This is a genomic window from Nonomuraea sp. NPDC048892, from assembly GCF_040649735.1.
GTDB lineage: Bacteria > Actinomycetota > Actinomycetes > Streptosporangiales > Streptosporangiaceae > Nonomuraea > Nonomuraea maheshkhaliensis.
In genome coordinates this window covers 144,471-170,314 of the sequence record NZ_JBEZFZ010000015.1, presented here as the reverse complement: position 1 = coordinate 170,314, position 25,844 = coordinate 144,471, and the positions used below count along the sequence as shown (strand labels likewise).

Below are 25,844 nucleotides of genomic sequence, written 5' to 3'. Positions count from 1 at the left end.
GTCCAGGAGCACATCATGAGACGAAGGCTGGCCGGGATCTCCCTCCTAGGTGTGTTAGCGCTCACAGCCGCGGCCTGCGGCAGCCCCGGTGGCGGAGGAGGCGACGGCGCCACGCCCGCGGACGGTCCCGTGACGATCACCATGTGGACCCGCGCGGCCACCCAGACGCAGACCGAGCGCCTGGTCAAGGCCTACAACAGCAGCCACAAGAACCAGGTCAAGCTCACCGTCATCCCGACCGACAACTACCAGCCGCGCATCGCGGCGGCGGCCGGGGCCAAGCAGTTGCCCGACGTCTTCGCGGCCGACGTCATCTTCGTCCCGAACTACACCTCCCAGGGCCTGTTCATGGACGTCACCGACCGCATCGCGGCGCTGCCGTACAAGGACAAGCTCGCCCCCTCGCACATGAAGCTCGGCACGCTCGACAACCGGCAGTACACGCTCCCGCACACCCTGGACCTGTCGGTCTGGTTCTGGAACAAGGACCTGTACGAGAAGGCCGGCCTCGACCCCGAGCAGGGGCCGAAGACGCTCAAGGAGTTCGCCCAGCACGCCACCACGATCCAGGAGAAGCTGGGCAAGGACGGCAAGGTGCACGGCACCTTCTTCGGCGGCAACTGCGGCGGCTGCTACGTCTTCACCTTCTGGCCGTCGGTCTGGGCCGCGGGCGCGCAGGTCATGAACGACGACGGCACGGCCTCGCTCAACGACCAGCCCGCCATGACCGAGGTGTTCAAGATCTGGCGCGAGCTGTACGAGAAGAAGGCCACGGGCCCGACCGCCAAGGAGGAGCAGGGCCCGACCTGGACCGGCTTCTTCCCCAAGGGCGAGATCGGCGTCATGCCGATGCCCTCGACCACGCTCGGCCTGATGCCGAAGGAGATGAAGATCGGCGTCACCCCGATCGCGGGCCCCGACGGCGGCGAGTCCACGTTCGTCGGCGGCGACTCGGTGGGCATCTCCGCCACCAGCGAGCACGCCGACGCGGCCTGGGAGTTCCTGTCCTGGACGGTCTCCGACGACGCCCAGGTCGAGGTCATGGCCAAGAACAAGGACGTGCTCGCGCGCACCGACCTGGCCGACAACAAGTACTCCTCGGAGGACCCGCGGGTGGTGCTGATCAACTCGCTGGTGGCCAAGGGCCAGACCCCCTTCGCGCTGCGCTTCGGCCAGACCTACAACGACCCGCAGGGCCCGTGGCTGCGCCTGGCCCGTGAGGCGGTGTTCGGCGACGCCTCGAAGGTCGCGCAGCTGAACGCCGAGATCACGAAGTCCCTGCAGCAATGACGCTGACGGTCACGAGATCCGGGCGGGCGGCACACGCGGCGCCGCCCGCCCGGTGGCGCGGCAGGAAGGTGCAGGGCTGGCTGTACGCGGCCCCGACGGCGGTCATCGTGGGCGTGCTGTTCATCGCGCCGCTCGTGCTGGTCGTCTGGATGTCGCTCAACCGCTGGCCACTGCTCGGCCCGGCCACCTTCAACGCCCCGGACAACTACCTCAAGATCGCCGACAACCCGCTGTTCATCGACGCGGTCGTGTTCACGCTGAAGTACACGGTGATCACCACGGTCCTGCTGTCGGGCGTGGCGCTCGGGCTGGCGCTGCTGGTGCAGGAGCGCAGGCCCGGCATCGCCTTCTTCAGGACCGCGTTCTTCCTGCCCGGCGCGGTCGGCTTCGCCGCGGCCGGCCTGCTCTTCTACGGGATGCTGAACAACGACTTCGGCCCCATCGACCCCATGCTCCAGGCGCTCGGCATCACGAGCGAGCCGGTGAAGTGGATCGGCACCCCGAACATGGCGCTGTTCTCCACGATCACGCTGGTGTTGTGGCGTTTCGCCGGGTTCAACATGCTCATCCTGCTGACCGGCCTCCAGGCGATCCCCACCGAGGTGTACGAGGCCGCGAGGAGCGACGGCGCCAACCGGTGGCAGATCCTCACCAAGATCACGCTGCCGCTGCTGCGCCCGACGCTGGCGCTGATGCTGATCCTCAGCGTCACCGGCTCGCTGCTGGCCTTCGACCAGTTCTTCGTCTTCACCAACGGCGGCCCGGACAACAGCACGGTCTCGATGGTCATGGTCGTCTATCGCGACGCCTTCTTCCGCTTCGACCTCGGCGGCGCGGCGGCCCTGTCGGTCGTGCTGCTCGCGGCCCTGGTCGGGCTCAACACGCTGATGATGAGGAGGCTGCGGTGAGCCGCTACCTCACGCTGTCCGCGCTGGCGGTGCTGTTCCTGTTCCCGCTGGTGTGGAGCGGCTACGCCTCGCTGGAGGAGCCGTCCAACTACCTGGAGATGGCCGGGTTCGGCGAGGGCCTGGACACGTACGCGACCAACAGCGTGCTGGTGTCCGGCATGACGGTGGCCGGCACGCTCGTCGTCTCGGCGCTCGGCGGCTACGGGTTCGCCCGCTTCGACTTCCCGGGCAAGAACCTGCTGTTCCTGGCCACGCTGGCGATCCTCATGGTGCCGTACGCGACGATCCTGATCCCGCTCTACGTCCTGCTCGGTTATCTCGGCCTGCAGAACTCCCTGGTCGGGCTGTCGCTGGTGTTCGTGATGTTCCAGCTCCCGTTCGCGCTGTTCATGATGCGCAACGCGTTCGGGGCGCTGCCGCGCGAGCTGGAGGAGGCGGCGCTGGTGGACGGGTGCGGCACGTTCCGGGCCTTCTCCAGGGTGCTGCTGCACGCCGTGCGGCCGGCGCTGATCACGGTGGGGCTGTTCGCCTTCCTCGCCTCGTGGAACGACTTCTTCGCCCCGCTCATCCTGCTCAACGACGGCTCGTCGTTCACGCTGCCGGTGGCCGTGGTCAGCATGACGCAGCACACGTTCGGAGCCGTCGACTACGGCATGCTCCAGGCCGGCGTCATGGTCATGGCCCTCCCCTGCCTCATCCTCTTCATCGTGCTGCAGCGCCACTACGTGCGCGGATTCATGTCAGGAGCTCTGCGTGGCTAATCCCGTCCTGCCCTCATCGGGCGTCCTGTCCCCCCTCGGCCTCGACGCGGTACGCCTCTCGCCCGGCTTCTGGGGCGACCGGGCCGCGCTGAACCGCGAGGTCACGATCGACCACTGCCGGGAGTGGGAGGAACGAGAAGGCTGGATCGGCAACTTCAGAGGCGAGCGGCCCCGCAGGGGGCGGGAGTTCAGCGACTCGGAGATCTACAAGCTGCTCGAAGCCATGGCCTGGGCCGGCCATCCGGGGCTGCCCGCGCTGGCCGAGACGGTGGCGCAGGCCCAGGAGGGCGACGGCTACCTCAACACGCGCTGGTCCGGCAGCCGCTACACCGACTTCGAGTGGGGCCACGAGCTCTACTGCTACGGCCACCTCATCCAGGCCGGCGTGGCCAGGCTGCGCACGCACGGCCAGGACCTGCTGACGGAGGTCGTCGTCAAGGCCGCCGACCACGTGTGCCGCCGCTTCATGAACGGCACCGAGACCTGCGGCCACCCCGTGATCGAGATGGCGCTGGTCGAGCTCTACCGGGCCACCGGCACCGAGCGCTACCTGGAGATGGCCCGCCGTTTCGTCGAGCGGCGCGGGCTGCCCGCGCTGGCCGACATCCCCTTCGGCCGCGGCTACTACCAGGACGACGTGCCGGTCAGGCAGGCGCAGGTGTTCCGCGGGCACGTCGTCCGCGCGCTCTACCTGGCCTCCGGCGTGGTGGACGTGGCGGTCGAGACCGGGGACCAGGAGCTGCTGAAGGCGGTCGAGGCCCAGTGGGAGCGGACGGTCGCGCGGCGTACCCATCTGACCGGCGGCATGGGCTCGAGGCATGCCGACGAGTCGTACGGCGAGGACTACGAGCTGCCGCCCGACCGGGCCTACAACGAGACCTGCGCGAGCATCGCCTCGGTCATGCTGGCGCACCGGCTGCTGCTGGCCACCGGCGACGTCCGCTACGCCGACCTGACCGAGCGCACGCTCTACAACATGCTCGCGACCGGCGTGGCGCTGGACGGCCGCTCGTTCTTCTACGCCAACCCGCTGCAGGTACGGGTGCCGGCGGTGCCGCACGACGGTGTCAACCACGCGGCGGAGGGCGGGCTGCGCTCGCCCTGGTTCGACGTGTCCTGCTGCCCGAACAACATCGCCCGCACGCTGGCCTCCCTGCCCGCCTACCTGGCCGCCGGGACCGGCGACGGGATCGTGCTGCACCACTTCACTCCGTCGGAGATCCGGCACGGGCGGCTGGCGGTGCGGGTGGAGACCGGCTACCCGTGGACCGGCTCGGTGCGGGTGCGGGTGCTGGAGGACGGCGCGGGCCATATCGGCCTGCGGGTGCCCGCCTGGGCGGCGGACGCGACGCTGGCCCGCGTGCCCGTCTCCGCGCAGGACGCGCCGCTGCCCGACGGGCCGGTCGTACGGCCGGTGAGTCCCGGGTACGTGCACGTCGAGGGGCCGTGGCGAGCCGGCGACGAGCTCCGGCTCGAACTGCCGATGCGGCCGAGGTGGACGTTCCCCGACCGGCGGATCGACGCGCTGCGGGGCAGTGCGGCGGTCGAGCGGGGGCCGCTGGTGTACTGCGCGGAGTCGGTGGCCGACGAGCCGCCGCTGGGCGATCTGACCGTACGCACCGAGCCGCCGGTGGAGCGGCCTGCGGGTGACGGGGCCGAGGGTGTGGTCGAGCTGGAGGTGACCGCCTCGATCGGCGGCGGCTCGGGAGTCTCGGGCGGCTCCGGCGGCTCCGGCGATGGCGGTGGCTGGCCGTACGGGGCTGCGGGTGCTCCCGAGGACGGCGCCGACGTGCGGTTGCGGCTGGTTCCCTACCACCGGTGGGGGAACCGGGGGCCCGCGACCATGCGGGTCTGGCTTCCGACGATCCCCCCGGCGAAATAGGAGGAGCACGTGCGCGGAGATCCGGCCGGCACGGGGCTGATGCCGACCGGTCCGCGGCCAGCCTTCGCGCGCACCGACATCCCCGCGCGCGAGTCCCGGCGGATCGCCGCGAAGCTTATGGGCGAGGGTCGGGCATCAGGGTGACCTGGTGTTTGGCGAGTTCGGGGATGAGGGCGGCCAGTTCCTCGGGGCCCCAGATCGGTGCGGGCTCGCCGGGTACGGGATCGACGCCGTTGTCGAGCCAGAATTGTTCGTGACCGGCGGGGAGCATGAAGGTGAGCAGTCGGCCGGGCAGCCTTCCTGTGTTGGTGAAGCCGTGGCGGTTGCCGCGTGGGACGAAGAGGAAGTCTCCGGGGCCGGCGGCGATGGCTTCGTCGCCGTTGATGAAGGAGAAGTCGCCGTCGAGGACGTAGAACGCCTCCTCCTCGCGTCCGTGGGCGTGAGCGATCGCGCCTCCGCCGGGCGGAACAGAGCTTTCGAGTACGCCTAGTGCGCCCCCCGTCTGCTTTCCGCTGATCTTGACGGTGGTCGTGTCTCCGATCACCCATGTGGTGACGCCGCCGCCGCGGGGGACGAAGATGGCGTCTTTACGGGTCCAGCGCGGGTCGTCCTGGTCGGGAATGGGAAGCGGGGTGAACGTCATGCCATCTCCTCGGTGGTGTCGAGCAGCCGGCGTAGCCAGGTGAGGCGTGCGTCGAGCATGCGGGCGGTGAGCGCCGCATCGGGCGCCATGGTGTCGAAGGTGTGGAAACCACCCGGCCAGACGTGCAGTTCGGCTTGGACGCCGGCTGCCCACAGTGCGGAGGCATACGCGACGTCCTCGTCTCGGAAGACTTCGGCCGAGCCGCAGTCGAGATAGGTGACCGGCAGGCCGCCCAGGTGCTCGGCGCGGGCCGGGGCGGCGTAGATGGAGACGTCGTCGGTGCCGCGGCGCTCGCCGAGCAGTGCGGTCCATCCGGTGAGGTTGCTGCCGCGATCCCAGATGCCGATGCCCTCGTACTGATGGGTTGAGGTCGTGGCGTCGCGGTCGTCGAGCATGGGGTAGAACAGCATCTGGCCGAGCACCGACGGCCCCTGCCGGTCTCGGGCGAGCAGGACCGTGCCGGCCGCGATGCCTCCGCCGGCGCTGGCTCCGGCGACGATGATGCGATCCGGGTCGATGCCCAGCTCGTCGGCGTGTGCGGCCATCCAGGTCAGTCCGGCATAGGAGTCTTCCACCGGGTAGGGATCGGGGAACTCGGGCGCGAGCCGGTATTCGACGCTCACCCCGACGACGTCGAACTCCTCGACCCAGCCGGCCAGCTGGCCCAGGTCGGTGAAACGGTTACCGAGGATCATGCCGCCGCCGTGCACGTAGTAGACACCGGCTGTGGCGGTGGTGTGGTCGCGGCGCCGCAGTACCGAGACCTCGATCTCGGCGCCGTCGTAGCCGTCGATGACCATGGTCTGGTGCTCGATGGGTCGATCACCGATGGCCAGCTCGGCCGTGGAACGGCCGGCGGTCATCGTGCGTAGCGCTGGAATCATGTCCGCGGTGACCGTCACGGGCAGCATTTCTTTGAGCGCGTCGAGTGTTTGAGCCAGCTCCGGGTCGTACGGCGGGCGAGCGATGGTCGCGGTCATGGTTGCTCCTTCGGTGTGAGGAAGATGAGTCGCCTGCTCAGAGGGTGGCGATGGACAGAGTGAGGATGGCGCCGCCGGCGAGCAGCAGAACGGCGGGCGCGGTGACGTTGAAGTCCTTGACGCGCAGGTGGGAACCGACCGCGCCGATGAAGTAGGCGACGACGCCGGCCGCCGCGGCGATGCCGATCGGTGTCCAGAACAGTCCGGCCAGCAGGCCGAGCGCCCCCGCGATCTCCAGCGCCGCCAGCACCGGGATGAGCTGCTGTGCCACGCCGACTCGGGTCAAGGTCTGCACCTGATTGGGCGCATGGCGCAGCTTGCCGTACGCCGAGACGAGCAGCACGAGCGCGAGCAGAACGGAGGCGATACCCGTGACGAAAGCCATGACCACGTGTCCTTTCATTTTTTCGTAGTCACTTGTTTTTTACTAGCTCCTTGGAAAGGTAGCACACCCGGGTAGGCTTGAGGAGTGATCGAGGTGAGTGATTCCCAGCATCAGGAGCGCGCGTGCAGCGCCGCACTCGTCCGCGCCTTCTCGTTCCTGGGCAAGCGCTGGAACGGCATGATCCTGGCCACCTTGCTCGACGGCCCGGCCGGCTTCGCCGAGCTGCGCCGCGCCGTCGGCAAGATTCATGACTCGGTGCTCTCCGAACGGCTGGCCGAACTGTCCTCGGCGGAACTCGTCGAGCGAACGGTCGACCCCGGGCCGCCGGTCACGGTCAGCTACCAGCTCACGAAGAAGGGCCAGGCATTGCTGCCCGCTCTGCGTGAACTGTCCGCTTGGGCCGAGGCCAACCTGCCCGAATGACCGGAGCTCGGGCGGGGAAGGCGGAGTACAGCACGATGGCCGAACTCGCCGACACGACAGACGACCCCGGACCCGGCCCGGGGACCGACCCGGACACCGACCCGAAAGCCGAAACGGACACCGGCGTCGAGGCCGGGCGTGCGCGGCGGATGAGTGGTGCGGCCGTCGTGGCCACCGCGATGGCCGTGGCCTCGCCGCTCCTGGGGCTGGCCACGATCCTGATCTGGCTCGGCCTGCCCGCCGAGTGGACCCCGGCCAAGACGGTCAGCCCGCAGTCCGCCGTCGTCTTCACCTTCCCGGCGGTCGGCGCGTTCCTCATCCATCACAGGCCCCGGCTGAACATGGCCTGGCTCATGTGCGCGGGCGGCCTGGCCGCCGGGATCAGCGACGTGTCCGGCGCGCTGATGTTCCGCGCCGCCGCCGGCGGTGAGCTCGCCCTGGCCGGCTGGTTCCGGGTGCCGATGCAGCTCGGCTGGGCGGTGTGCGGGCTGGCGCTGACGATGGTGCTGCCGCTGTACTCGCCGGACGGCCGGCTGCCCTCCCGGCACTGGCGGCCCGCGCTCTGGCTGGGCTGCCTGTCGATCACGGCCGCGACGGTGCACAACCTGTTCCGGATGACGGCCCCCCGCGCGGGGTACCCGTACCCGGAGGTCATCCCCAGCCCGCTGGGGATTCCCGCGCTGGCGCCGTACCTGGAGGTCGTGGACGTCGTCGGCTGGGCGGGCATCTACACGGCGATGGCGCTGGCGGCGCTGTCGCTGCTGGCCAGGATCCGGCGGGCCGACCCGGTCACGCGCCGGCAGATCGGCTGGCCGCTGTTCGCCTTCGCCGGTTACATCGTCTTCCTGGTCCTGGCCGCGATCTGGCCGGTGTTCATGTGGCCGTCGATCATGTGGGCGGCGGCGATCCCGTTCGCGGTGGCGTTCTCGGTCATGCGTTACCGGCTCTACGGGATCGACACCGTCGTCAGCCGGGCCCTCGTCGCGGCGGGCCTGGTGGTCGTGGTCAGCGCCGTCTACTTCGGCGCCGGCGCCCTGTCCGGGCTGGTGGTCTCCGGCTACGACCAGGTGGCCGGGATCACCGCCGCGCTGTTCGCCGGCGCGTTCTTCCAGCCGCTGCGCCGCGCCCTGCAACGGGCCGTGGACCTGCTCCTGTACGGCGCGGTGGGCGACCCGGGCGTGCTCGCCGGGCGGCTGACCCAGGCCGTGCGCCGCGGCGACCCGGCCGAGGCGCTGACCTCGGTGGTCAGCGTGCTGCGTGACGGGCTCGCGGTCGAGGGGGTGGCCGTGGAGGTGGCCGACGGCGAGCCCCGCTACGTCGAGAGCGGGCGCGTCGGGCCCGCCGCGCGCGAGGTGCCGCTGGTCTGGCACGGCACCCGCGTCGGCCGCCTGCTCGTCGGGCCGCCGGGGCCGCGCCGCTTCCCCGCCGCGCACAACGAGCGCGTCCTGGCCACGCTCACCCCGTACGCGGCCGACGTGGCGCACGCCGTACGCATGGCCGCCGACCTGCAACGTTCGCGAGAACGCATCCTGACGGCCAGGGAGGAGGAGCGCCGCCGCCTGCGCCGCGACCTGCACGACGGACTCGGCCAGACCCTGTCGGCGATGGCCATGACCATCACCATGGCCCGGCTCAGCCTCAAGCGCTCCCCCGACGCCGCCGACGAGCTGCTGCGCGAGCTGCACGCCGGCATGGGCGCCGTGACGAGCGACATCCGCGAGCTCGTGTACGGCCTGCGCCCGCCCGCGCTCGACGACCTGGGCCTGGCCGGCGCGGTGCGGGACCTGGCCGGCCGGTCGTCCTCCGGTGCCGGAGCCGATGTCGAGGTGGCCGATGTCGAGGTGCCCGATGTCGAGGTGGAGGTGGAGATCGGCGGCGACCTGTCCGACCTGCCGGCGGCGGTGGAGGTGGCGGTCTACCGCATCGTCCAGGAGGCCCTGACCAACGTCCGCAGGCACGCGGGCGCGTCGCGGGCCAGGATCGCCGTGCACCGGGAGGAGGGAGTGCTGCGGATGCTGATCGCCGACGACGGCCGGGGGCTGCCCGAGTCGCACCGGGCGGGCGTGGGGCTCGGCTCGATGCGCGAGCGGGCGGCCGAGCTCGGCGGCAGCTGCGTGGTGACCGGCGAGCCGGGCACGGGCACCCGGGTCGAGGTCGCGCTCCCCCTCACGACGACGCCGACGACCGGGCCCCGAAATCCGGCGGAAATTCGCTAATCCGAATTAGCACTGCGGCAACTCTTGACACCACGATGCCGCGCGGCGAACAATTCCAGGCATCACCCCGCGCTAATGCGCATTAGCTAGGATCGCCGCATGCCTCCCCCTGCCCCTTCACGCCGCCTGACCCAGCGCGACATCGCCCGGCTGGCCGGCGTCAGCCAGACCACCGTCTCCCTGGTGCTCAACAACCGCGCCGACGCCGAGTCCCGGATTCCCGCCGAGACCCGCGACCGCGTGCTGCGGGTGATCAAGGAGACCGGCTACGTCGCCGACCCGGCGGCCCGCAGGCTGGCGGCCGGGCGCAACCGCATCCTCGGCGTCTTCACCTACGAACCCGTCTTCCCCAGTGCGACCGGCGACTTCTTCCACCCGTTCCTGATCGGCATCGAGGAGTGCGCCGAGCAGCGCGGCTGCGACCTGCTGCTGTTCACCAGCGCCCCCACGGTCGACGGGCGCAAGCGGGTCTACCACCAGGACCACCGGCTCCGGCTGGCCGACGGGTGCGTGCTGCTGGGCCGCGAGCTGGACCGCGAGGACCTGGCCAGGCTGGTGGCCGAGGGCTACCCGTTCGTGTCGGTCGGCCGCCGCGACGACGCGGGCGGCACGGTTCCGTACGTCGGCGCCGACTATCCGGCCGCCGTCGGTGAGCTGGTCGCGCGGACGCGGGCGATGGGCCACGAGCGCATCGCCTATCTCGGCCACGGCCGCGGCCCCGAGTCCTACGTCGACCGCTACCGCGGCTACGCCGGGTCCGTGCCCGAGCCGCTGCGGCTCGACCCGGGCGAGCCCGCGGAGATGGCCGAGCGGGTGCTGGCCGCGGGGGCGACGGCGGTGCTGGCCGAGGAGTACGCCGACGGCGTCGCGCTGACCGACGTGCTGGCCAGGCGCGGCGTCTCCGTCCCCGGCGACCTGTCGGTGATCACGCTGGGCGATCCGACGCGGCCCGCGCCCACCGACGTCGACTTCACCGGCTTCCGCATCCCCCGCAGGGAGATGGGGCGCCAGGCGGTGGAGGACCTGACCGAGTTGGTCGAGGGCGGTTCGCCCGCCCAGCGGCTGCTGCCGTGCCAGTACACCGAGGGCGTCACGCTGGCGCCCGTACGCAAGTGAAAGCCCGTACGCGAGTGAAACCCCGTACCCAAATGAATGCCCGTACACAGAGGAAAGGACCGGATTTGCGCGAGTCGAGCACCGAGGTGCTGATCGTCGGGGGTGGCCTCGGAGGGGTCGCCGCGGCGCTGGCCGCCCTGCGGGCCGGGCGGAAGGTGGTGCTGACCGAGGAGTACGACTGGCTCGGCGGCCAGCTGACCAGCCAGGCCGTCCCGCCCGACGAGCACACGTGGGTCGAGCGCTTCGGCGTGACCGCGAGCTACCGGGCGCTGCGCGACGGCATCCGCGACTACTACCGCCGTCACTACCCGCTGACCGAGACCGCCCGCGCCTGGAAGGAGCTCAATCCCGGCGCGGGCCACGTGAGCCCGCTCTGTCACGAGCCGCGGGTGGCGGTGGCGGTGATCGAGGCCATGCTGGCCCCCTACCGGGGCGGCGGTCGGCTGACCGTGCTGCAGCCGTACCGGCCGGTCGGGGCGGAGGTGGACGGCGACCGGGTGACGGCCGTGCGGCTCGCGCACCGCGACGATCCCGGCGACGAGATCTGGGTCGCCGCGCCGTACGTGCTGGACGCCACCGAGACCGGCGAGCTGCTGCCGCTCACCGGCACCGAGTACGTCACCGGCTTCGAGTCGCAGGCCGACACCGGCGAGCCCAGCGCCCCCTCCGCCGCCCAGCCGATGAACATGCAGGCCGTGTCCGTCTGCTTCGCCATCGACCACGTGGACGGCGACCACACGATCGACCGGCCGGAGCGCTACGACTTCTGGCGGGCGTACGAGCCGGAGTTCTGGGGCGGGCCGCTGCTCGGCTGGCGCAGCCCCAACCCGCGCACGCTGGAGATCTCCGAGCGTTCCTTCACCCCCAACCCCGGCGACGACGCGCTGCGGGTCCGGGCCGACCAGCGGCGCAATCCCGGCGACGGGAACCTGTGGACCTTCCGCAGGATCGCCGCCCGCGACCTGTTCGCGCCGGGCGCGTACGCCAGCGACATCACCCTGGTCAACTGGCCGATGATCGACTACATGGAGGGCCCGGTCATCGACGTGCCCGACGCCGCCGAGCACCTCGCGGCGGCGCGCGAGCTGTCCAGGTCGGTGCTCTACTGGCTGCAGACCGAGGCGCCCCGCCCCGACGGGGGCACCGGATGGCCGGGGCTGCGGCTGCGCGGCGACGTGACGGGCTCGGCCGACGGCCTGGCCCAGGCGCCGTACGTACGGGAGTCGCGCCGCATCCTGGGCGAGTACACGATCGTCGAGCAGGACCTGTCCATGGCCGTGCGCGGCGACAAGGGCGCCGCGCGCTACCCCGACTCGGTCGGCGTCGGCATGTACCGGATCGACCTGCACCCCTCGACCGGCGGCGACAACTACCTGGACGTGCCGAGCAGCCCGTTCGAGCTGCCGCTCGGCGCGCTGCTCCCCCGCCGCGTGCACAACCTGCTGCCCGCCGGCAAGAACCTGGCCACCACCCACATCACCAACGGCTGCTACCGCCTGCACCCGGTCGAGTGGAACATCGGGGAGGCCGCGGGCGCGCTGGCCGCGTTCTGCCTCGACCGGTCCACGGCCCCGCACGCCGTGCGGGCCGACCCCGCCCTGCTCGCCGCCTTCCAGGAGCGCCTGGATGAGCAGGGCGTCGAACTCCACTGGCCGGACGTGTCCGGCTACTGATCCCCCCATTGTTAGGAGCGCCGATGCGCATCACCATGGCCGCCGCCGGGCTGACTGGACTGCTCGTCCTGACCGCCTGTGGCTCGGGTTCCGAGCCCGCCGCCACCGGCCCCGCCACGCTGCGGATGACGATCTGGACCGGCAACGCCGAACACCTCTCCCTGCTCAACTCGATCGCCGACGAATACCGGAAGACCCACCAGGACGTGGCGGCGATCAAGTTCGACACGCTGCCGATCGAGAACTACACGACGACCCTGACCACGCAGATCGCCGGCGGGAACGCTCCCGACCTGGCCTGGATCCTGGAGAACTCCGCGCCCGACTTCGTCGGCTCAGGCGCGCTCGCGCCGCTGGACAACCTGGTCCAGCCGGAGCAGCTCGCGCCCGCGACGACGAAGCTGTGGCAGCAGGAGGGCAAGCTGTACGCCTACCCGTTCTCCACCTCGCCCTTCGGCGTGTTCGTCAACCTCGACCTGCTCAAGCAGGCCGGGCAGAAGCCGCCCAAGGCGGGCTGGACGTGGGATCAGGCCGTCGAGGCGGCCGCCGCCGTGAACAAGGAGAGCGGCAAGGCCGGCCTGGTGGTGCGCGACTTCGACTACAAGGGCTGGGACAACCTGGCCACCGTGTGGGGCGGCTGGGGCGCCGAGGCGTGGAGCGAGGACGGCAAGACCTGCGGCTTCGCCAAGCCGGAGATGGTCGAGGCGATGACCTTCCTGCACAAGGCGATCTTCACCGACAAGGCGCTGCCCGCCCCCGGCACCACGGCCGACTTCTTCGCCGGTGAGGCGGGGATGACGATCACCCAGATCTCCCGCGCCTCGCTGCTCAAGGACGCCACCTTCAAGTGGGACCTGATCCCGCTGCCCACCGGCCCGAAGGGCGCCTACAGCGTCATCGGCCAGGCCGGCATCGGCGTCATCAAGAAGAGCCCGAACGCCGCCAAGGCCGCCGACTTCCTGTCGTTCCTCTCCAACCCCGACAACTCCGCCAAGCTCGGCCAGTACTTCCCGCCGCCGCGCACCCAGCTGCTCACCGCCGAGAGCCTGGCCAAGAGCAACCCGCTGCTCAAGCCCGAGCAGCTCCAGCAGGTCGTCATCGACGGCATCTCCACCGGCCGGGTCAAGCCCAGCCACGCCGGGCAGGCCGAGCTGGCGCAGACCGTGCGCGCCCAGCTCGACCAGCTCTGGCAGCCGGGCGCCGACGTGGCGAAGACGCTGGCCGGGGTGTGCACCGCCATCCAGCCGATGCTGGCCAAGTGATGCCCGCTCGTACGACGTGGTGGACGGCGAGCCGCAGGGACCACCTGGTGGGGTACGCCTTCGTGGCCCCCCAGCTGCTCGGGAGCCTGCTGTTCGTCTTCCTCCCGCTCGGCCTGGTGCTCTACTACAGCCTGCACGAGTGGAACGTGCTGGCCGACACGTTCGAGTTCGTCGGCGGCGACAACTACCGGCAACTGCTCGCCGACCCCAACGTGCCCAAGGTGCTGAGCGCCACCGCGCTGTTCTCCGTCGGCCTGGTGGTGTTCAACCTGTCGCTGGCCATGCTGCTGGCGGTGCTGCTCAACCAGCGGCTGCGCGGCACGGTGGTGTTCAGGACGCTGTTCTTCTCGCCGGTGGTGGTCTCGCTGGTCGCCTGGACGATCGTGTGGGGCTTCCTGCTCCAGTCGAACGGCGGCGTCAACGCCCTGCTCCAGACCGTGGGCGTCGAGGGGCCCAACTGGCTGCGTACGGGGACGGGCGCGATGGTGTCGGTGATCGGCGTGCAGGTGTTCAAGAACGTCGGGCTCAACATGGTGCTGTTCCTGGCCGCGCTGCAGGGCGTGCCCAAGGAGCTGTACGAGGCCGCCAGGATGGACGGCGCCGGGGCGTGGACCAGGTTCGCCCGGATCACGCTGCCCATGATCAGCCCGACCGTGCTGCTCACCTCGATCATCACGGTGGCCGGGTCGCTGCAGGTGTTCGCCCAGATCGCGGTGCTCACCCAGGGCGGCCCCGGCACCTCCACGACCGTGCTGGTCTACTACCTCTACCAGCAGGCCTTCCAGTTCCACCACTTCGGCTACGGCGCCACGCTGTCGGTGCTGCTCTTCGTGATCGTGCTCGCCCTCACCGTGCTGCAGTGGCGGATGCGCAGGAGGTGGGTGTTCCTTGAGGCGTAAGACCCTCCTGTACGGCGTGCTGTGCGTCCTTTGTGTGCCGTTCGTCTTTCCGACCTGGTGGATGGTCACCTCGTCGCTGAAGCCGGTGAGCGAGATCTTCGCGTTCCCGCCCTCGCTGCTGCCAGGCCGGCCGCAGCTGGAGGCGTACCGGCAGGTGTTCGAGCTGCAGCCGTTCGCCCAGCAGTACTGGAACAGCCTCTACATCGCCGCGGTCGTCACCGTCGGCACGCTGGCGGTGTCGTCGCTGGCCGGGTGGGCGTTCGCGCGCATCCGCTTCCGCGGCTCGAACGCGCTGTTCCTGGTCATCCTGGTCGGCCTGCTGATCCCCAGCGAGGTGACGATCGTGCCGCTGTTCCGGCTGTTCCACTCGGCCGGGCTGACCGACACGCACTGGCCGCTGATCCTCATCCCGATCCTGGGCGCGCCGAGCGTGCTGGCCACGTTCATCATGCGGCAGTTCTTCCTGGCGCTGCCGAAGGAGCTGGACGAGGCGGCGGCGGTCGACGGGCTGGGGCGGCTGGCCACGTTCTGGCGGATCGGGCTGCCGCTGGCCAGGCCGGCGGTCGGCGCGGTGGCCATCTTCACGTTCCTGCACAGCTGGAACCTCTACCTGGAGCCGATCGTGTTCCTGTCCACGCCGGAACGGTTCACGCTGCCGCAGGCGCTGACCCAGTTCGTGGACGCCTACGGCGGGCCCATGTGGAACGTGCAGCTGGCCGCGGCCTCGCTGACCGCGCTGCCGGTGCTGGTGGTGTTCGTGGTGGCGCAGAAGCAGTTCGTCGAAGGTTTGGCACATACGGGACTTAAGGGGTGATTTCCTAGAAGCATGCCTGATCTCGTAGTCGACGGCGGCGACAAGCTCTGCGTGCAGCTGCTCCTCGAACTCCGCGCCCACGTGCGCGCGGCCGGTCCCGGCGCGGTGATCCACCTGATCGCCGCCGATCCGGCCGCGCCCGTGGACCTGCCCGCGTGGTGCCACCTGACCGGGCACACCTATCTCGGGCCCGTCGAAGGGGCGGAACGGGCCACGTACGCCCTGCGCGTGGCGGAGGCCGCCAAGGAGACGCGGGAATCGAAACCCTGGCACGCGGCTTGACCGGTTAATATCAAACGGTGAAACGCCCCACCATCGCCGACATCGCCAGCAGGGCGGGAGTGTCCAAGGTCGCGGTCTCCTACGCGCTCAACGGGCAGCCCGGTGTGTCGGAGGCGACGCGGGCCAGGATCGTCGCCATCGCCGACGAGATCGGCTGGCGTCCCAACAGCGCGGCCAGGGCGCTCAACGGCGCCCGCGCCAACTGCGTCGGCCTCGCGCTGTGCCGGCCCGCCCGCATCCTGGGCGTCGAGCCGTTCTTCATGGAGCTGATCAGCGGCATCGAGGGCGTGCTCGCCGACCGCTCCTACGCGCTGCTGCTCCAGGTGGTCACCAGCCACCAGCAGGAGAGCGAGGTCTACCGGCACTGGTGGGGCGAGAGCCGCATCGACGGAGTCTTCCTCGTGGACCTGCACTACTCCGACTCCCGGGTGAGCGAGCTGGAGCGGCTCGGCATGCCGGTCGTGGTCATCGGCCATCCATCGGAGTCGGGCTCGCTGTCGGCCGTCTGGTCCGACGACGGCGAGGCCGTCCGCGAGACCGTCGGCTACCTGGTGGCGCTCGGCCACCGGCGCATCGCCCGAGTGGCCGGGCTACCCGAGCTGGTCCACACGACCGTCCGCGACCAGGCGTTCGAGCGGGCGTGCCAGGACGCCGGCGAGCACGCGGTCGAGCACGTCATCGTGCACACCGACTACACCGGCGAGGAGGGCGCGCGGGCCACCAGGCGGCTGCTCAGCTCGCCCGACCGGCCCACGGCCATCGTCTACGACAACGACATCATGGCCGTGGCGGGCCTTTCCGTGGCCCAGGAGATGCGGGTGGACGTGCCGCGTGACCTGTCCATCGTGGCCTGGGACGACTCGCCGCTGGCCCAGGTCGTCCGGCCGCCGCTGACCGCGCTCACCCGTGACATTCCGGCGTACGGGGCGCATGCGGCGCAGCGCCTGCTGGCGCTGATCGCCGGGGAGAGCGTGCCGCCGTTCGAGGACCAGGCCGCCATCCTCACCCCACGCGGCAGCACCGGCCCCGCCCACACGGGCGCGTAGCCCGCCCTTCGAACGGCGGGCGCGCCGCCCGCCCTTTGCACGGGAACCCGCGGCGCGTGCCCGGGGCGGGAGCCGCGGCTGGCAGACCGCCGGTTCCGGTCCCGGACACGCGCCGCCCCCTCCTTCGCGGCGTGAAGCCTCGGGAGCCGTCCCGGCTTCCCCCGCGCGAGACGGCTCCAGATGTACCCGAGTGCGGCACACCCGTTCTGCGTACGCCCGTACCTAAATGAGATGGGAAATCCGACGAATCGTGACCTGGCGGCCAGGTGTTGACAAATTTTTTTGTCGGAGCTTATCGTCATCCCCATGAGCAACGTCACGTCCGCGGACGGCACCCGCATCGCCTGCACCCGCGCCGGCTCCGGCCCACCGGTCGTCCTCGTGGACGGCGCGCTCAGCCACCGCGCGCGGAGCATCAACGCCGGCCTGGCCAGCGCGCTGGCCTCGCGCTTCACGGTCTACACCTACGACCGGCGCGGCCGGGGCGAGAGCGGCGACATCGCACCCTTCTCGCCGGACCGCGAGGTCGAGGATCTGGCCGCGGTCGTCGCCGAGGCCGGTGGCCCCGTGCGCCTCTACGGCACGTCGTCCGGCGCCGCCGTCGCCCTGGTCGCCGCCCACAGCGGGGTCCCGGTCGAGCGGCTGGCGCTGTACGAGCCGCCGTTCATCGTGGACGCCACCCGGCCGCCCGTCCCCGGCGACTACCTGCGCACGCTGGGCGACCTGGTGGCCGCCGACCGGCGCGCCGAGGCGGTGCGTTACTTCATGCGCGTCGGCGTCGGGCTGCCCGGGATCGTCGTGGCCATGATGCGCTTCATGCCCGCCTGGTCCTCGCTCAAGGCGCTGGCGCACACGCTGCCCTACGACGCGGCGTTCGTGGCGCCGTACGAGCTCGGCACGCCCTACCCCGCGTCGAGCTGGGCCTCGGTCAAGGCGCCCACGCTGGTCATGGACGGCGGCAAGAGCCCGTCCTGGATCAGGAACGCGGCCGCGGCGCTGGCGGAGCACCTGCCCGAGGCCACGTATCGCACGCTCGAAGGGCAGACCCACATCGTCAAGCCGGCGGCGCTGGCGCCCGTACTGGAGGGGTTCTTCCGATGAGATTCCGCGCCACGATCGAGCTGAACGGCAAGACCGCCACGGGGATGGAGGTGCCGGCCGCCGTCGTCGAGCAGTTCGGCGCGGGCAAGCGGCCGGCCGTGACCGTCACGATCAACGATCACACCTACCGCAGCACGGTGGCCACGATGGGCGGCCGGTTCATGCTTCCGCTCAGCGCGGAGAACCGGCAGGCCGCCGGGGTGGCGGCGGGCGACGAGGTCGAGGTGGAGCTGGCCGCCGACACCGCGCCGCGACAGGTCGAGGTGCCCGCCGACCTGGCGGACGCGCTCGACCGGGCGCCGGAGGCCAGGGCGTTCTTCGAGAGCCTGTCGTACTCGGGGAAGCGGCGTTACGTGCTGGCCGTCGAGGCCGCCAAGAAGCCGGAGACCAGGCAGCGGCGCATAGCCGACACGGTCGCCAAATTGACCGCCGGCATCCGCTGAGACCCGCGGCTGGGGCGGGTTTCAGGTGCGTAAGGCCCGGCCAGAGGGGTAGGCGGCCGGGTATGAGTGCAGGGTTGGAGGGTTTCGACACCGACATGTTGTGGGACGAGTTCCATCGTGTGGTCGACATGAACTCCGAGGAACTTCGTACCCACCTGCTCGCCGACGCGTCCGACGAGGAGGGGTTCCCTCCTGACCCGGATCCGGGCATCGACGAGCCGGGGCGCGCGGTTCCGCATGTCCTGCGCAGGCGGAAGGGCGACCTGAGCAAGGTCGACCTCGACGTGATGCGGCAGGTCGTGGAGCTCGTCGAGACCATGGGCGGACGTACGGACGACGACTCGCGACGCGAGCCGATGTCCGTCGGACACGATCCGCTGAGAGGTTAGACCGATGGTCGAGCCTCATTCGTGGATCGAGGGATACGTGCGGGCGTGGAACTCCAACCATCCCGACGACATCTCCGCCCTGTTCACCGAGAATGCGGTCTATTACACCGAGCCGTACAGTTCGCCCTGGCAGGGGCGTGACGAGATCGTCGCGCAGTGGCTGGGACGGCAGGACAAACCTGGCGAGGCCACTTTCGAGTGGCATCCGGTGTGCGTGACGGACGACCTGAGCGTCATCCAAGGAGTCACGACATATCCGGACAAAACGTACAGCAACCTCTGGGTGATCCGCTTCGCTTCCGATGGGCGATGCCGGGAATTCACCGAATGGTGGATGCGGCACGATGCCAAGTGATGCAATGGGCCGAACCGTCTTCACCCGAGGAGATCCGTTGAGAGACAACCTCGACCTCGCCGCGAGCGCCCAGGAACTGGCCGACGCCGCCCCGACGGGATCGATCGACCGCGCCGCCGCTTCGTCGGTGGCGATCACGCTCGCCACCACCCGTGACATCTCCGACGCCAGGAAGACCCTGGACGGGCTCTCGCCCGAGGAGGTCAGGCAGGCGGCGCTGCAACTGTTCGACCGGCTCTCCTCGGACTGACCCGCCCGACCGCTTCTCCTCGGACCGGCACCACCGGCACAGATGGGTTCTCGGGCCGGCCGGGCGCTCGATGCTGCCCATTTTTCGCGTTCCTGTACGTCTTTCAGGGCCGGGCCAGGAAGGTCCGGACATCGGAGGCCAAGGTGGTCAGTTGCTGCCCGGCCTCGATCCAGGTTGTCGCGGAGACCTCCCACGTCGCTCCCCGGTAGAAATCGGGGCGCATCTTCCAGGTCAGCTCGATGTGACCGCCGGAGTGGAAGCCGGCTTCGAGCGTGAGCTGGTCGGTGTGCCGGGTACGCCTTCCTGACCAGCCGCGGAAGTCGTCGGCGAGCCCACACAGGAAGGCGGCCAGGTCACCGGCGGGGTCGTAGATGGAGACGGTCACCTCGGGGATCGTGGCATGCAGTCCATCGGCCGTGGCCTGAACGGAGAAGACGGTCTCGTAGTCGTCGAAGCGCCGTCCGCTGAGCCGGATCACCAGGCCGGGGTCCTGCGAGCAGCGGACGAGCACGCCAGGCGGCCCGGCCCGGCCGTCGTGATCTTGATAACCCACGCCAGCAGGATAGCCAGGTGACCGCGCTCGTGGTCATCGAGAACTCGTTTCGTCCCATCGGGCAACAGCAGGCATGACACGGACCCCACCGGAAGAAAGAGTCGAGGCGGACGACGCCGAGCTCATCCGCCGGTCAATCGACGACCCGGAGCAGTTCGCCGGCGTATTCGACCGCTATGTCGAGCAGATCCACCGCTATGTCGCGCGGCGGCTGGGCGTGCAAGCCGCCGACGACATCGTGGCGGAGACGTTCCTGGCCGCCTTCCGCTGCCGCGTTTCCTACGACCACGCGCAGCCGCTGGCCAGGCCGTGGCTGTACGGCATCGCGACCAACCTCATCGCCAGGCAGCGGCGCGACGAGGAGCGGTTCCTGCGGGCGCTGGCGCGTACCGGTGCGGAGCCGCCGCCGGAGCCGATGGCCGACGCGGTGGTCGGGCGCGTCGCCGCGCAGGCCGAGGACCGCCGGCTGGCAGCAGCGCTGACGGGCCTGGCCAGCGGTGATCGCGACGTGCTGCTGCTGGTGGCGCTGGGAGGACTGGCCTACGACGAGGTGGCACAGGCGCTGGAGATCCCGATCGGGACCGTGCGCTCACGCCTGCACCGGGCTCGCAGACGAGCGCGGGCCACCCTCGGCACCGGCTATCAGACGAGAGAGGACGCATGATGGATGAGTTCGGACAGTTCCTCGACGCCACCCCGGCGATCACCAGCGGGGTGAAGGAGGCGGCGCGCACTCGGTTGCTGCAGGCCGTCCGAGAGCCGGCCCCCGTGCCGCCGGTCCCCAAGCCGACGACGCCCGCGCCGATGAGGCGCAGGCCGCGCCTGGCCTGGCGGCTGGCACTCGCCGCGTCGGTCGCGCTCGCCATCGGCGCGAGCGCCCTCGCGGTGCGCGGGGACGAACAGCCTGCCACCACCTCGGTCGCCTCCGTTCATGAGCTCGGCGACAAGGCGGCCAGGCGCGCCGCGAGCGACCCGTACGGGACCACGCCGTCACCGGGCCGCTGGCTGTACGTGCGGCAGACGATCGCTCCACTCCGCGAGGAGCCGGATCCGGAGGTGGATCGCGACAAGCGCATGACTCTTGAGACCTGGCACAGCCTGGACGGCAAGCAGACCGCGTTGGACGACGGACGGGGCAGACTCGCCATCCATAAGGTCGGCCCCGGCATCACCGGCGCGGACCTGGCCGAAGCGCCGGTCACCCCCGAGCAGATGATCGCCAGAATCGGGGCGAGCATCGACGCCACTCCCGTCTCGGAGTTCGACGACGCCGACGCGACCAGGCAGGAGCGCATCTTCCGCACGATCTCCCAGTTGCTGCGCGACCAGCCGCTGATCGCCGAGGTGCGGGCCGCGCTGTTCCGGGCGCTGCCCACGATTCAGGGCGTCGTGGTCAGGCAGGGCGCGATCGACGCGGCCGGCCGCCACGGGACCGCGTTCGGCTACACGGGATCCTCGGCGCGCTACGAGATCATCGTCAGCGCACAGGACTATCGGTTTCTGGGAACGTACGAGGAAAGCGTCGCCGACCGCACCTTCGACCGTCCCGGCGGTGCGACACACACGGTCAAGGCGGGCACTCCTCTGGAGTGGAGCGCACGGCTGACGGCCGGGATCGTCGGCAAGCCCGGAGACCGGCCGTAGCGGAGCCGCTGTCGGATGAGCACGGCGTGGTGGCGGGGCGCTCAGTGCGCGCGTGCGCTGCCGAGGCGGGCTCGCATGGCGTGGCGGGCGTACGTGGCGGCTTGGGGGTCGCGGTGGAGTTGGACGGCGTGGTTGAGTCCCATGGCCAGGCCCAGGAGTTCGAAGGCGAGGAGGCCGGGGTCCGTGTCCTGGGGGAGTTCTCCCGTGGCCACCGCTCTGCGGATCTCCTTGCCGAGACGGTCGCGCCAGGCGTCGAACCGTGACTCGACCGCGTCCCGCACCGGCCCCGGGCGGCCGTCGAACTCGTGCGCGGCGGCCGTGAAGAAGCAACCGCCGGGGAAGACCTGACGTTCCAGGTAGGAGATCCACGCCTCGCAGAGCACCCGTAGCCGGGTCAGTCCTGGCGCGGCGGAGCGGGCGGGCTCCCAGACCTCGGCGCGGAAGATCTCGTCGGCGCGGCCCAGGACCGCGAGCTGGAGCGCCTCTTTGGAGCCGAAGTGGCCGAGTACGCCTGACTTGCTCATGGCCAGTTCGGCGGCGAGGCGGCCGATGGTCAGCCCTTCGAGCCCGTCCCTGGAGGCGATGGCCACCGAACGGTCGAGGATGGCCGCACGCGTGCCGAGCGCCTCGGCCACGGACCTGCGCGGGCTCATCCGATCCCCCTTCCGGGCAGCGGTTCCCTGCGGCTGGTGTGCCGGTGGGTGGGTGGGGTCATGGGCTCAGGGTAGCGGGCCGTTCGGGAAATAGCGTCCGAACGTTCGCTTGCTATAGTCCGCCGCATGAATGGATCACGACTTGTCGCGACAGGCCACTATCAACCCGCAAAAGTCCTGACGAATGATGATCTGGCGGCGATGGTGGACACCAGCGACGAGTGGATCACCAGACGGGTCGGGATCCGTACCAGGCATGTGGCCGCGGACGGCGAGAGCGTGGCGGACCTGGCCACGCATGCCGCCGCCAAAGCGCTGGCCGGCAGCGGGTTGGAGCCGTCCGACATCGATCTCGTGCTGATCGCCACCTGCACCCAGACCGAGCGCGCCCCCAACGTCGCCTCCCACGTCGCGGGCCGGCTCGGCGTGCCGGAGGCCGCGCTGATGGACCTCGGCGTCTCCTGCTCGGGCTTCACCCACGCCCTGGCCCAGGCCGACCACGCCATCCGGGCGGGGGCGGCGACGAACGCGCTGGTCGTGGGGGCGGACAAGATGACCGCCGTGACCGACTGGACCGACCGGACGACGTGCGTGCTGACGGGTGACGGCGCCGGAGCGGCCGTGGTAAGCGCGGTGAGCGCGGCCGAGGAGCCGGGGATCGGGCCCGTCGTGTGGGGTTCGGCGCCGGAGCTGGGCTCCGCCGTACGGATCGAGGGGACGCCCACGCGCTTCTCCCAGGACGGCCAGTCGGTCTACCGCTGGGCCACCACGCGGCTGCCCGCGCTCGCCCGGCTGGCGTGCGAGCGCGGCGGCGTACGGCCGGAGGATCTGGCGGCGGTGGTGCTGCACCAGGCGAACCTGCGCATCATCGAGCCCATCGCCCAGAAGCTCGGCGCGGTGAACGCGATCGTCGCCCGTGACGTGGTCGAGTCGGGCAACACCTCGGCCGCGAGCGTGCCGCTGGCGCTGGCCAAGCTGCTGGAGCGGGGCGAGGTGGCGGAGGGTGCGCCGATGTTGCTGTTCGGCTTCGGCGGGAATCTGTCGTACGCGGGGATGGTCGTCCGCTGCCCCTGACCACCGGCTCAGGCCGGCGGGCGTGCCTGCCCCAGATGGCCGACCAGTTTCTCGATCTGCTGGGCGTAGTGCTCGGTGAGCTCGGGCGAGGCCGGGTCCTGGTCCCACACCGCCCGGACGAGCTGGGGGAAGGAGATGCCCGCCGCCGCCATCGCGAAGAGCGCCACCAGGAGCGCGCCCGGGTCGAGGTCGGCGGGGAACTCGCCGGCCTCCTGGCGGCGGCGTAGCTGCTCCAGGTCGCGCCGCACGTCGGCCACGAACGCCGGGTCGGAAGCCGTGTCGTCGGTGAGGCCCTGCCAGAGCATCAGCCTGCCGTAGTCGCGGCGCTCGGCGTTGGCGCGGACGTAGGAGGCGGCCAGCTCGCCGAGCGAGGCCGAGGGGTCGGCGAAGGCGCTCTCCTCGGCCTGCCAGCGGGTGTTCAGCGCCTGGTAGAGGCCCTCCTTGCCGCCGAAATAGTACGAAATAAGCTGCTTGTTCACCCCGGCCCTGGTCGCGATCTCGCTGACCCGCGCCCCCGCGAACCCCTTCGCCGCGAACTCCTCCAACGCCGCCTGAAGAATCCGCGCCTTCGTGCGCTCGGGATCGCGCTGCCTCTCCTCCGGTGCTCGCCTCATATGCGACAGCTTATCATCCATACGTTTGGTTGACAGTTTCATCCGATTGGTTGATAGTCGGAGACATGACGACGCAGAAGAAGCGCATCGCGATCATCGGCGGCGGGGTCGGCGGGCTCTGCCTGGCCCAGGGGCTGCTCAAGGCCGGGCTCGACGTGACCGTCTACGAGCGCGACCGGACCCCGGCCGACCGGCTGCAGGGCTACCGCGTGCACATCGACCCCCACGGCGCCCGCGCCCTGCACGACTGCCTGCCCGCCCCTCTGTGGCAGGCCTTCCTCGACACGACCGGACGAGGCGGCCAGGACTTCGGCTTCCTCACCGAGCGGCTGCGCACGCTGGCGCTGATCGAGACCCCCGCCGCCGCCGACCCGGCCGACGACCACCACTCCGTCAGCCGCATCACGCTCAGGCAGGTGCTGCTGTCCGGCCTGGACGACGTCGTACGGTTCGGGAAGACGTTCGAGCGCTACGAGCGGCTGTCCGGCGGGCGGGTGCGGCTCTTCTTCGCCGACGGCACGAACGAGACGGCCGACATCGTGGTCGGCGCGGACGGCGGCAACTCCCGGGTGCGCAAGCAGTACCTGCCGCACGCCGAGCGAGTGGACACCGGGATCACCACCCTGGCGGGCAAGTTCCCGCTGACGGAGGCGAGCAGGAAGCTGCTCGCGCCCCGGCTGGTCGAGGGCCCCAACAGCGTGATCCCGCCCCAGGGGATGGGGTTCTTCACCGCTCCGCACGACCTGGGCGCGGGCCCCGTGCGCGAGGACGGGATCGGCGGGACCGAGCAGGAGGGCGCGCTGATGGACAACACCGGCAGCTACATCCTGTGGGTGTTCGGCGCGACGTCCAAGCGCTTTCCCGCCGGCCTCTCCGGGATGACGGGAGAGCAGCTCAAGGAGACCGTGGCGAGCATGATCGCGTCCTGGCATCCCGACCTGCGCAGGCTGGTCGAGCTGTCGCATCCGGGCACGGTCTCGCTGCTGCCGATCCGTACCTCGATCCCGATCGACCCCTGGCCGGCCAGCACGGTCACCCTGCTCGGCGACGCCATCCACAGCATGACGCCGATGCGCGGCATCGGCGCCAACACCGCGCTGCGCGACGCGCGTCTGCTCCGCACCGCACTCACCACCGGACTCACCGCCGGCGGCGACCCGGTCGCGGCCATCGCTCGCTACGAGACGGAGATGCGGGAGTACGGCTTCGCCGCCGTACGCGACTCGCGGCGCGCGGCCGAGCAGTTCGTCGGGGACAACCGGACGGCGCGGATCGGGTTCAAGACGTTCCTGCGGGTGGTGGGGCACGTTCCCGCGCTCAAGGCCAAGGTGTTCTCCTGACTCACCTGTTGCGCGGAGGGGGCCTGGCGAAGAATGTGGAGGCATGCCAGGCGTCGACACGCTGGACGGTCTGCTCAAGGCCGTCGCCGAATTCCGTACGGACGACTACGAACTGCGGGCCGAGCAGGGCGCGCTCGACCGCGCCAGGCGCTCGATCGAGGAGTCGGGGCTGCTGCTGCTCGGCGAGGTGCACGGCGTCAGGGAGAACCCGCTGATCATCCACGGGCTCATGCGCGCGCTCGGGCTGACCCACCTGGCCCTCGAATGGCCGGGAGACCTCAAGCACCAGCTCGACGTCTATCTGAGCGAGGGGACGGGGCTGGACCACCCGCTGTGGTGGCTCGGCGACGGGCGCGTCACGGCCGGGCACCTCGCGATGCTCAAGGCCGTTCCCGGGTTGACGGTCACGCTGTTCGACGGGGGCATGTTCACCGGCGACTGGTCCCAGCGGGACGCCCTGATGGCCGAACGGGTGCTGACGGCGCGCGTGGAACCGGCGCTGGTCGTGGCCGGTCACGCCCACGCGCTCACCTCGCCGACGGAGCTGGGCCTGCCGATGGGGGCCTGCCTGGCCAGCGCGCGGCCGTCGCTGGAGAGCGTGCGGATCGACTACGGCACCGGCGGCTACTACGCCATCGAGCCACGGCAGACCAGGGGGTACTCCGCGCCCGACGGGCTGCGGGTGGTGGACGGGGAGCTGATCGTGGGGCTGCCCGTGTTCCACGAGGCCACGGTGCCGCACCTGCCGGTCGAGCTGCTGCGGGAGCGGCTCGGGCTGTGACCGCCCGCGCTCGCCGGGTCGGTCGGGGTCGGGGCGGTGGGGTGGCGGTTAGTGTGGACTCGGCGTG

At 70.7% G+C, this 25,844-nt stretch carries 29 protein-coding genes; 23 read left to right on the top strand and 6 right to left on the bottom strand.

The window, feature by feature from the left end; translation table 11 throughout:
• Positions 1-15 precede the first annotated feature (15 nt).
• The 4 genes from AB0C28_RS37365 to AB0C28_RS37350 are packed head-to-tail and all read left to right on the top strand — an operon-like array spanning position 16 to position 4,841.
• Entirely contained in the window at positions 16-1,290 is a 1,275-nt protein-coding gene (locus AB0C28_RS37365; protein WP_357853108.1) for a sugar ABC transporter substrate-binding protein, read from the top strand.
• Complete coding sequence (locus tag AB0C28_RS37360; RefSeq protein ID WP_357853111.1) at positions 1,287-2,198, top strand: sugar ABC transporter permease; 912 nt, start codon at positions 1,287-1,289, stop codon at positions 2,196-2,198. Before AB0C28_RS37365 ends, AB0C28_RS37360 begins: the two co-directional genes overlap by 4 nt.
• Positions 2,195-2,959, top strand: coding sequence for a carbohydrate ABC transporter permease (locus AB0C28_RS37355; protein WP_358080257.1), 765 nt, complete (start codon positions 2,195-2,197; stop codon positions 2,957-2,959). The genes AB0C28_RS37360 and AB0C28_RS37355 overlap by 4 nt, the downstream gene beginning before the upstream one ends.
• Entirely contained in the window at positions 2,952-4,841 is a 1,890-nt protein-coding gene (locus AB0C28_RS37350; RefSeq protein WP_358080256.1) for a beta-L-arabinofuranosidase domain-containing protein, read from the top strand. Before AB0C28_RS37355 ends, AB0C28_RS37350 begins: the two co-directional genes overlap by 8 nt.
• Before the next feature lie 115 nt (positions 4,842-4,956).
• Here AB0C28_RS37350 and AB0C28_RS37345 read toward each other — a convergent pair whose 3' ends face one another.
• From AB0C28_RS37345 to AB0C28_RS37335, 3 genes are read right to left on the bottom strand one after another with little or no spacing between them, the layout of a single operon-like run.
• Positions 4,957-5,484 (bottom strand): cupin domain-containing protein, encoded by a 528-nt coding sequence (locus tag AB0C28_RS37345; protein WP_357853120.1) that lies wholly within the window; start codon positions 5,482-5,484, stop codon positions 4,957-4,959.
• Complete coding sequence (locus AB0C28_RS37340; RefSeq protein ID WP_358080255.1) at positions 5,481-6,464, bottom strand: alpha/beta hydrolase; 984 nt, start codon at positions 6,462-6,464, stop codon at positions 5,481-5,483. The genes AB0C28_RS37345 and AB0C28_RS37340 overlap by 4 nt, the downstream gene beginning before the upstream one ends.
• A 37-nt stretch (positions 6,465-6,501) precedes the next feature.
• Positions 6,502-6,849: a DoxX family protein gene (locus tag AB0C28_RS37335; RefSeq protein ID WP_357853125.1), complete on the bottom strand. Its 348-nt coding sequence runs from the start codon at positions 6,847-6,849 to the stop codon at positions 6,502-6,504.
• Between the two features lie 93 nt (positions 6,850-6,942).
• On the opposite strand from AB0C28_RS37335, the gene AB0C28_RS37330 reads away from it, so the two are divergent.
• The 14 genes from AB0C28_RS37330 (at position 6,943) to AB0C28_RS37265 (ending at position 19,118) form a co-directional block, all read left to right on the top strand.
• Positions 6,943-7,272, top strand: coding sequence for a helix-turn-helix domain-containing protein (locus AB0C28_RS37330; protein WP_357853128.1), 330 nt, complete (start codon positions 6,943-6,945; stop codon positions 7,270-7,272).
• Complete coding sequence (locus AB0C28_RS37325; RefSeq protein WP_358080254.1) at positions 7,269-9,488, top strand: sensor histidine kinase; 2,220 nt, start codon at positions 7,269-7,271, stop codon at positions 9,486-9,488. The genes AB0C28_RS37330 and AB0C28_RS37325 overlap by 4 nt, the downstream gene beginning before the upstream one ends.
• Before the next feature lie 99 nt (positions 9,489-9,587).
• Positions 9,588-10,604: a LacI family DNA-binding transcriptional regulator gene (locus AB0C28_RS37320; RefSeq protein ID WP_357853134.1), complete on the top strand. Its 1,017-nt coding sequence runs from the start codon at positions 9,588-9,590 to the stop codon at positions 10,602-10,604.
• Between the two features lie 65 nt (positions 10,605-10,669).
• On the top strand, positions 10,670-12,277 hold the full coding sequence (locus tag AB0C28_RS37315; protein ID WP_358080253.1) for an FAD-dependent oxidoreductase: 1,608 nt from the start codon (positions 10,670-10,672) through the stop codon (positions 12,275-12,277).
• A gap of 23 nt (positions 12,278-12,300) precedes the next feature.
• A complete protein-coding gene (locus AB0C28_RS37310) occupies positions 12,301-13,539 on the top strand; it encodes a sugar ABC transporter substrate-binding protein (RefSeq protein ID WP_358080252.1) in 1,239 nt (412 codons plus the stop codon).
• Positions 13,539-14,438, top strand: coding sequence for a sugar ABC transporter permease (locus tag AB0C28_RS37305; protein ID WP_357853491.1), 900 nt, complete (start codon positions 13,539-13,541; stop codon positions 14,436-14,438). Before AB0C28_RS37310 ends, AB0C28_RS37305 begins: the two co-directional genes overlap by 1 nt.
• Positions 14,428-15,252, top strand: coding sequence for a carbohydrate ABC transporter permease (locus tag AB0C28_RS37300; RefSeq protein ID WP_357853142.1), 825 nt, complete (start codon positions 14,428-14,430; stop codon positions 15,250-15,252). Before AB0C28_RS37305 ends, AB0C28_RS37300 begins: the two co-directional genes overlap by 11 nt.
• 12 nt (positions 15,253-15,264) lie before the next feature.
• Positions 15,265-15,534 (top strand): sulfurtransferase TusA family protein, encoded by a 270-nt coding sequence (locus AB0C28_RS37295; RefSeq protein ID WP_346106626.1) that lies wholly within the window; start codon positions 15,265-15,267, stop codon positions 15,532-15,534.
• A 17-nt stretch (positions 15,535-15,551) separates the two neighbouring features.
• Positions 15,552-16,580, top strand: coding sequence for a LacI family DNA-binding transcriptional regulator (locus tag AB0C28_RS37290; RefSeq protein WP_358080251.1), 1,029 nt, complete (start codon positions 15,552-15,554; stop codon positions 16,578-16,580).
• A 306-nt stretch (positions 16,581-16,886) separates the two neighbouring features.
• The gene (locus tag AB0C28_RS37285) at positions 16,887-17,681 is read left to right on the top strand and encodes an alpha/beta hydrolase (RefSeq protein WP_358080250.1); all 795 of its coding nucleotides are present in this window, start codon (positions 16,887-16,889) and stop codon (positions 17,679-17,681) included.
• Positions 17,678-18,124 carry a YdeI/OmpD-associated family protein gene (locus AB0C28_RS37280; RefSeq protein ID WP_358080249.1) on the top strand — a complete coding sequence of 149 codons (447 nt, stop codon included), beginning with the start codon at positions 17,678-17,680 and terminating at the stop codon, positions 18,122-18,124. The genes AB0C28_RS37285 and AB0C28_RS37280 overlap by 4 nt, the downstream gene beginning before the upstream one ends.
• 62 nt (positions 18,125-18,186) lie before the next feature.
• Entirely contained in the window at positions 18,187-18,513 is a 327-nt protein-coding gene (locus AB0C28_RS37275) for a DUF3140 domain-containing protein (protein WP_357853154.1), read from the top strand.
• 4 nt (positions 18,514-18,517) lie between these two features.
• Complete coding sequence (locus AB0C28_RS37270; protein ID WP_357853157.1) at positions 18,518-18,868, top strand: nuclear transport factor 2 family protein; 351 nt, start codon at positions 18,518-18,520, stop codon at positions 18,866-18,868.
• A 37-nt stretch (positions 18,869-18,905) separates the two neighbouring features.
• On the top strand, positions 18,906-19,118 hold the full coding sequence (locus AB0C28_RS37265; RefSeq protein ID WP_346106636.1) for a hypothetical protein: 213 nt from the start codon (positions 18,906-18,908) through the stop codon (positions 19,116-19,118).
• A 103-nt stretch (positions 19,119-19,221) separates the two neighbouring features.
• Here the strand turns inward: AB0C28_RS37265 and AB0C28_RS37260 are convergent, their stop codons facing one another.
• On the bottom strand, positions 19,222-19,671 hold the full coding sequence (locus AB0C28_RS37260; protein ID WP_358080248.1) for a DUF6228 family protein: 450 nt from the start codon (positions 19,669-19,671) through the stop codon (positions 19,222-19,224).
• Between the two features lie 73 nt (positions 19,672-19,744).
• Here AB0C28_RS37260 and AB0C28_RS37255 point away from each other — a divergent pair, with 73 nt between their 5' ends.
• Together AB0C28_RS37255 and AB0C28_RS37250 are read left to right on the top strand one after the other, a co-directional pair.
• Positions 19,745-20,335, top strand: a complete 591-nt coding sequence (locus AB0C28_RS37255) for an RNA polymerase sigma factor (RefSeq protein WP_358080247.1) — start codon at positions 19,745-19,747, stop codon at positions 20,333-20,335.
• Positions 20,332-21,315, top strand: coding sequence for a CU044_5270 family protein (locus AB0C28_RS37250; protein ID WP_358080246.1), 984 nt, complete (start codon positions 20,332-20,334; stop codon positions 21,313-21,315). The genes AB0C28_RS37255 and AB0C28_RS37250 overlap by 4 nt, the downstream gene beginning before the upstream one ends.
• A gap of 41 nt (positions 21,316-21,356) precedes the next feature.
• Here the strand turns inward: AB0C28_RS37250 and AB0C28_RS37245 are convergent, their stop codons facing one another.
• Complete coding sequence (locus tag AB0C28_RS37245) at positions 21,357-21,968, bottom strand: TetR/AcrR family transcriptional regulator (protein ID WP_358080245.1); 612 nt, start codon at positions 21,966-21,968, stop codon at positions 21,357-21,359.
• Positions 21,969-22,094: 126 nt separating this feature from the next.
• Here AB0C28_RS37245 and AB0C28_RS37240 point away from each other — a divergent pair, with 126 nt between their 5' ends.
• The gene (locus AB0C28_RS37240; protein WP_358080244.1) at positions 22,095-23,042 is read left to right on the top strand and encodes a beta-ketoacyl-ACP synthase III; all 948 of its coding nucleotides are present in this window, start codon (positions 22,095-22,097) and stop codon (positions 23,040-23,042) included.
• Between the two features lie 8 nt (positions 23,043-23,050).
• On the opposite strand, the gene AB0C28_RS37235 is transcribed toward AB0C28_RS37240, so the two are convergent.
• Complete coding sequence (locus tag AB0C28_RS37235; RefSeq protein WP_358080243.1) at positions 23,051-23,656, bottom strand: TetR family transcriptional regulator; 606 nt, start codon at positions 23,654-23,656, stop codon at positions 23,051-23,053.
• Positions 23,657-23,721: 65 nt separating this feature from the next.
• Between AB0C28_RS37235 and AB0C28_RS37230 the strand changes: the two genes are divergently transcribed.
• Both AB0C28_RS37230 and AB0C28_RS37225 read left to right on the top strand, forming a co-directional pair.
• Positions 23,722-24,996, top strand: a complete 1,275-nt coding sequence (locus tag AB0C28_RS37230) for an NAD(P)/FAD-dependent oxidoreductase (protein ID WP_358080242.1) — start codon at positions 23,722-23,724, stop codon at positions 24,994-24,996.
• A 43-nt stretch (positions 24,997-25,039) separates the two neighbouring features.
• Positions 25,040-25,777 carry a hypothetical protein gene (locus AB0C28_RS37225; RefSeq protein WP_357853176.1) on the top strand — a complete coding sequence of 246 codons (738 nt, stop codon included), beginning with the start codon at positions 25,040-25,042 and terminating at the stop codon, positions 25,775-25,777.
• Positions 25,778-25,844: the final 67 nt, after the last annotated feature.

Excerpts from the sequence above, each read along its gene's own strand:
- AB0C28_RS37365 (WP_357853108.1), top strand. The coding sequence starts at position 16 with ATGAGACGAAGGCTGGCCGGGATCTCCCTCCTAGGTGTGTTAGCGCTC.
- AB0C28_RS37360 (WP_357853111.1), top strand. The coding sequence starts at position 1,287 with ATGACGCTGACGGTCACGAGATCCGGGCGGGCGGCACACGCGGCGCCG.
- AB0C28_RS37345 (WP_357853120.1), bottom strand. The coding sequence starts at position 5,484 with ATGACGTTCACCCCGCTTCCCATTCCCGACCAGGACGACCCGCGCTGG.
- AB0C28_RS37340 (WP_358080255.1), bottom strand. The coding sequence starts at position 6,464 with ATGACCGCGACCATCGCTCGCCCGCCGTACGACCCGGAGCTGGCTCAA.
- AB0C28_RS37335 (WP_357853125.1), bottom strand. The coding sequence starts at position 6,849 with ATGGCTTTCGTCACGGGTATCGCCTCCGTTCTGCTCGCGCTCGTGCTG.
- AB0C28_RS37325 (WP_358080254.1), top strand. The coding sequence starts at position 7,269 with ATGACCGGAGCTCGGGCGGGGAAGGCGGAGTACAGCACGATGGCCGAA.
- AB0C28_RS37320 (WP_357853134.1), top strand. The coding sequence starts at position 9,588 with ATGCCTCCCCCTGCCCCTTCACGCCGCCTGACCCAGCGCGACATCGCC.
- AB0C28_RS37310 (WP_358080252.1), top strand. The coding sequence starts at position 12,301 with ATGCGCATCACCATGGCCGCCGCCGGGCTGACTGGACTGCTCGTCCTG.
- AB0C28_RS37305 (WP_357853491.1), top strand. The coding sequence starts at position 13,539 with ATGCCCGCTCGTACGACGTGGTGGACGGCGAGCCGCAGGGACCACCTG.
- AB0C28_RS37295 (WP_346106626.1), top strand. The coding sequence starts at position 15,265 with ATGCCTGATCTCGTAGTCGACGGCGGCGACAAGCTCTGCGTGCAGCTG.
- AB0C28_RS37285 (WP_358080250.1), top strand. The coding sequence starts at position 16,887 with ATGAGCAACGTCACGTCCGCGGACGGCACCCGCATCGCCTGCACCCGC.
- AB0C28_RS37280 (WP_358080249.1), top strand. The coding sequence starts at position 17,678 with ATGAGATTCCGCGCCACGATCGAGCTGAACGGCAAGACCGCCACGGGG.
- AB0C28_RS37275 (WP_357853154.1), top strand. The coding sequence starts at position 18,187 with ATGAGTGCAGGGTTGGAGGGTTTCGACACCGACATGTTGTGGGACGAG.
- AB0C28_RS37270 (WP_357853157.1), top strand. The coding sequence starts at position 18,518 with ATGGTCGAGCCTCATTCGTGGATCGAGGGATACGTGCGGGCGTGGAAC.
- AB0C28_RS37255 (WP_358080247.1), top strand. The coding sequence starts at position 19,745 with ATGACACGGACCCCACCGGAAGAAAGAGTCGAGGCGGACGACGCCGAG.
- AB0C28_RS37250 (WP_358080246.1), top strand. The coding sequence starts at position 20,332 with ATGATGGATGAGTTCGGACAGTTCCTCGACGCCACCCCGGCGATCACC.
- AB0C28_RS37245 (WP_358080245.1), bottom strand. The coding sequence starts at position 21,968 with ATGAGCCCGCGCAGGTCCGTGGCCGAGGCGCTCGGCACGCGTGCGGCC.
- AB0C28_RS37240 (WP_358080244.1), top strand. The coding sequence starts at position 22,095 with ATGAATGGATCACGACTTGTCGCGACAGGCCACTATCAACCCGCAAAA.
- AB0C28_RS37235 (WP_358080243.1), bottom strand. The coding sequence starts at position 23,656 with ATGAGGCGAGCACCGGAGGAGAGGCAGCGCGATCCCGAGCGCACGAAG.
- AB0C28_RS37230 (WP_358080242.1), top strand. The coding sequence starts at position 23,722 with ATGACGACGCAGAAGAAGCGCATCGCGATCATCGGCGGCGGGGTCGGC.
- AB0C28_RS37225 (WP_357853176.1), top strand. The coding sequence starts at position 25,040 with ATGCCAGGCGTCGACACGCTGGACGGTCTGCTCAAGGCCGTCGCCGAA.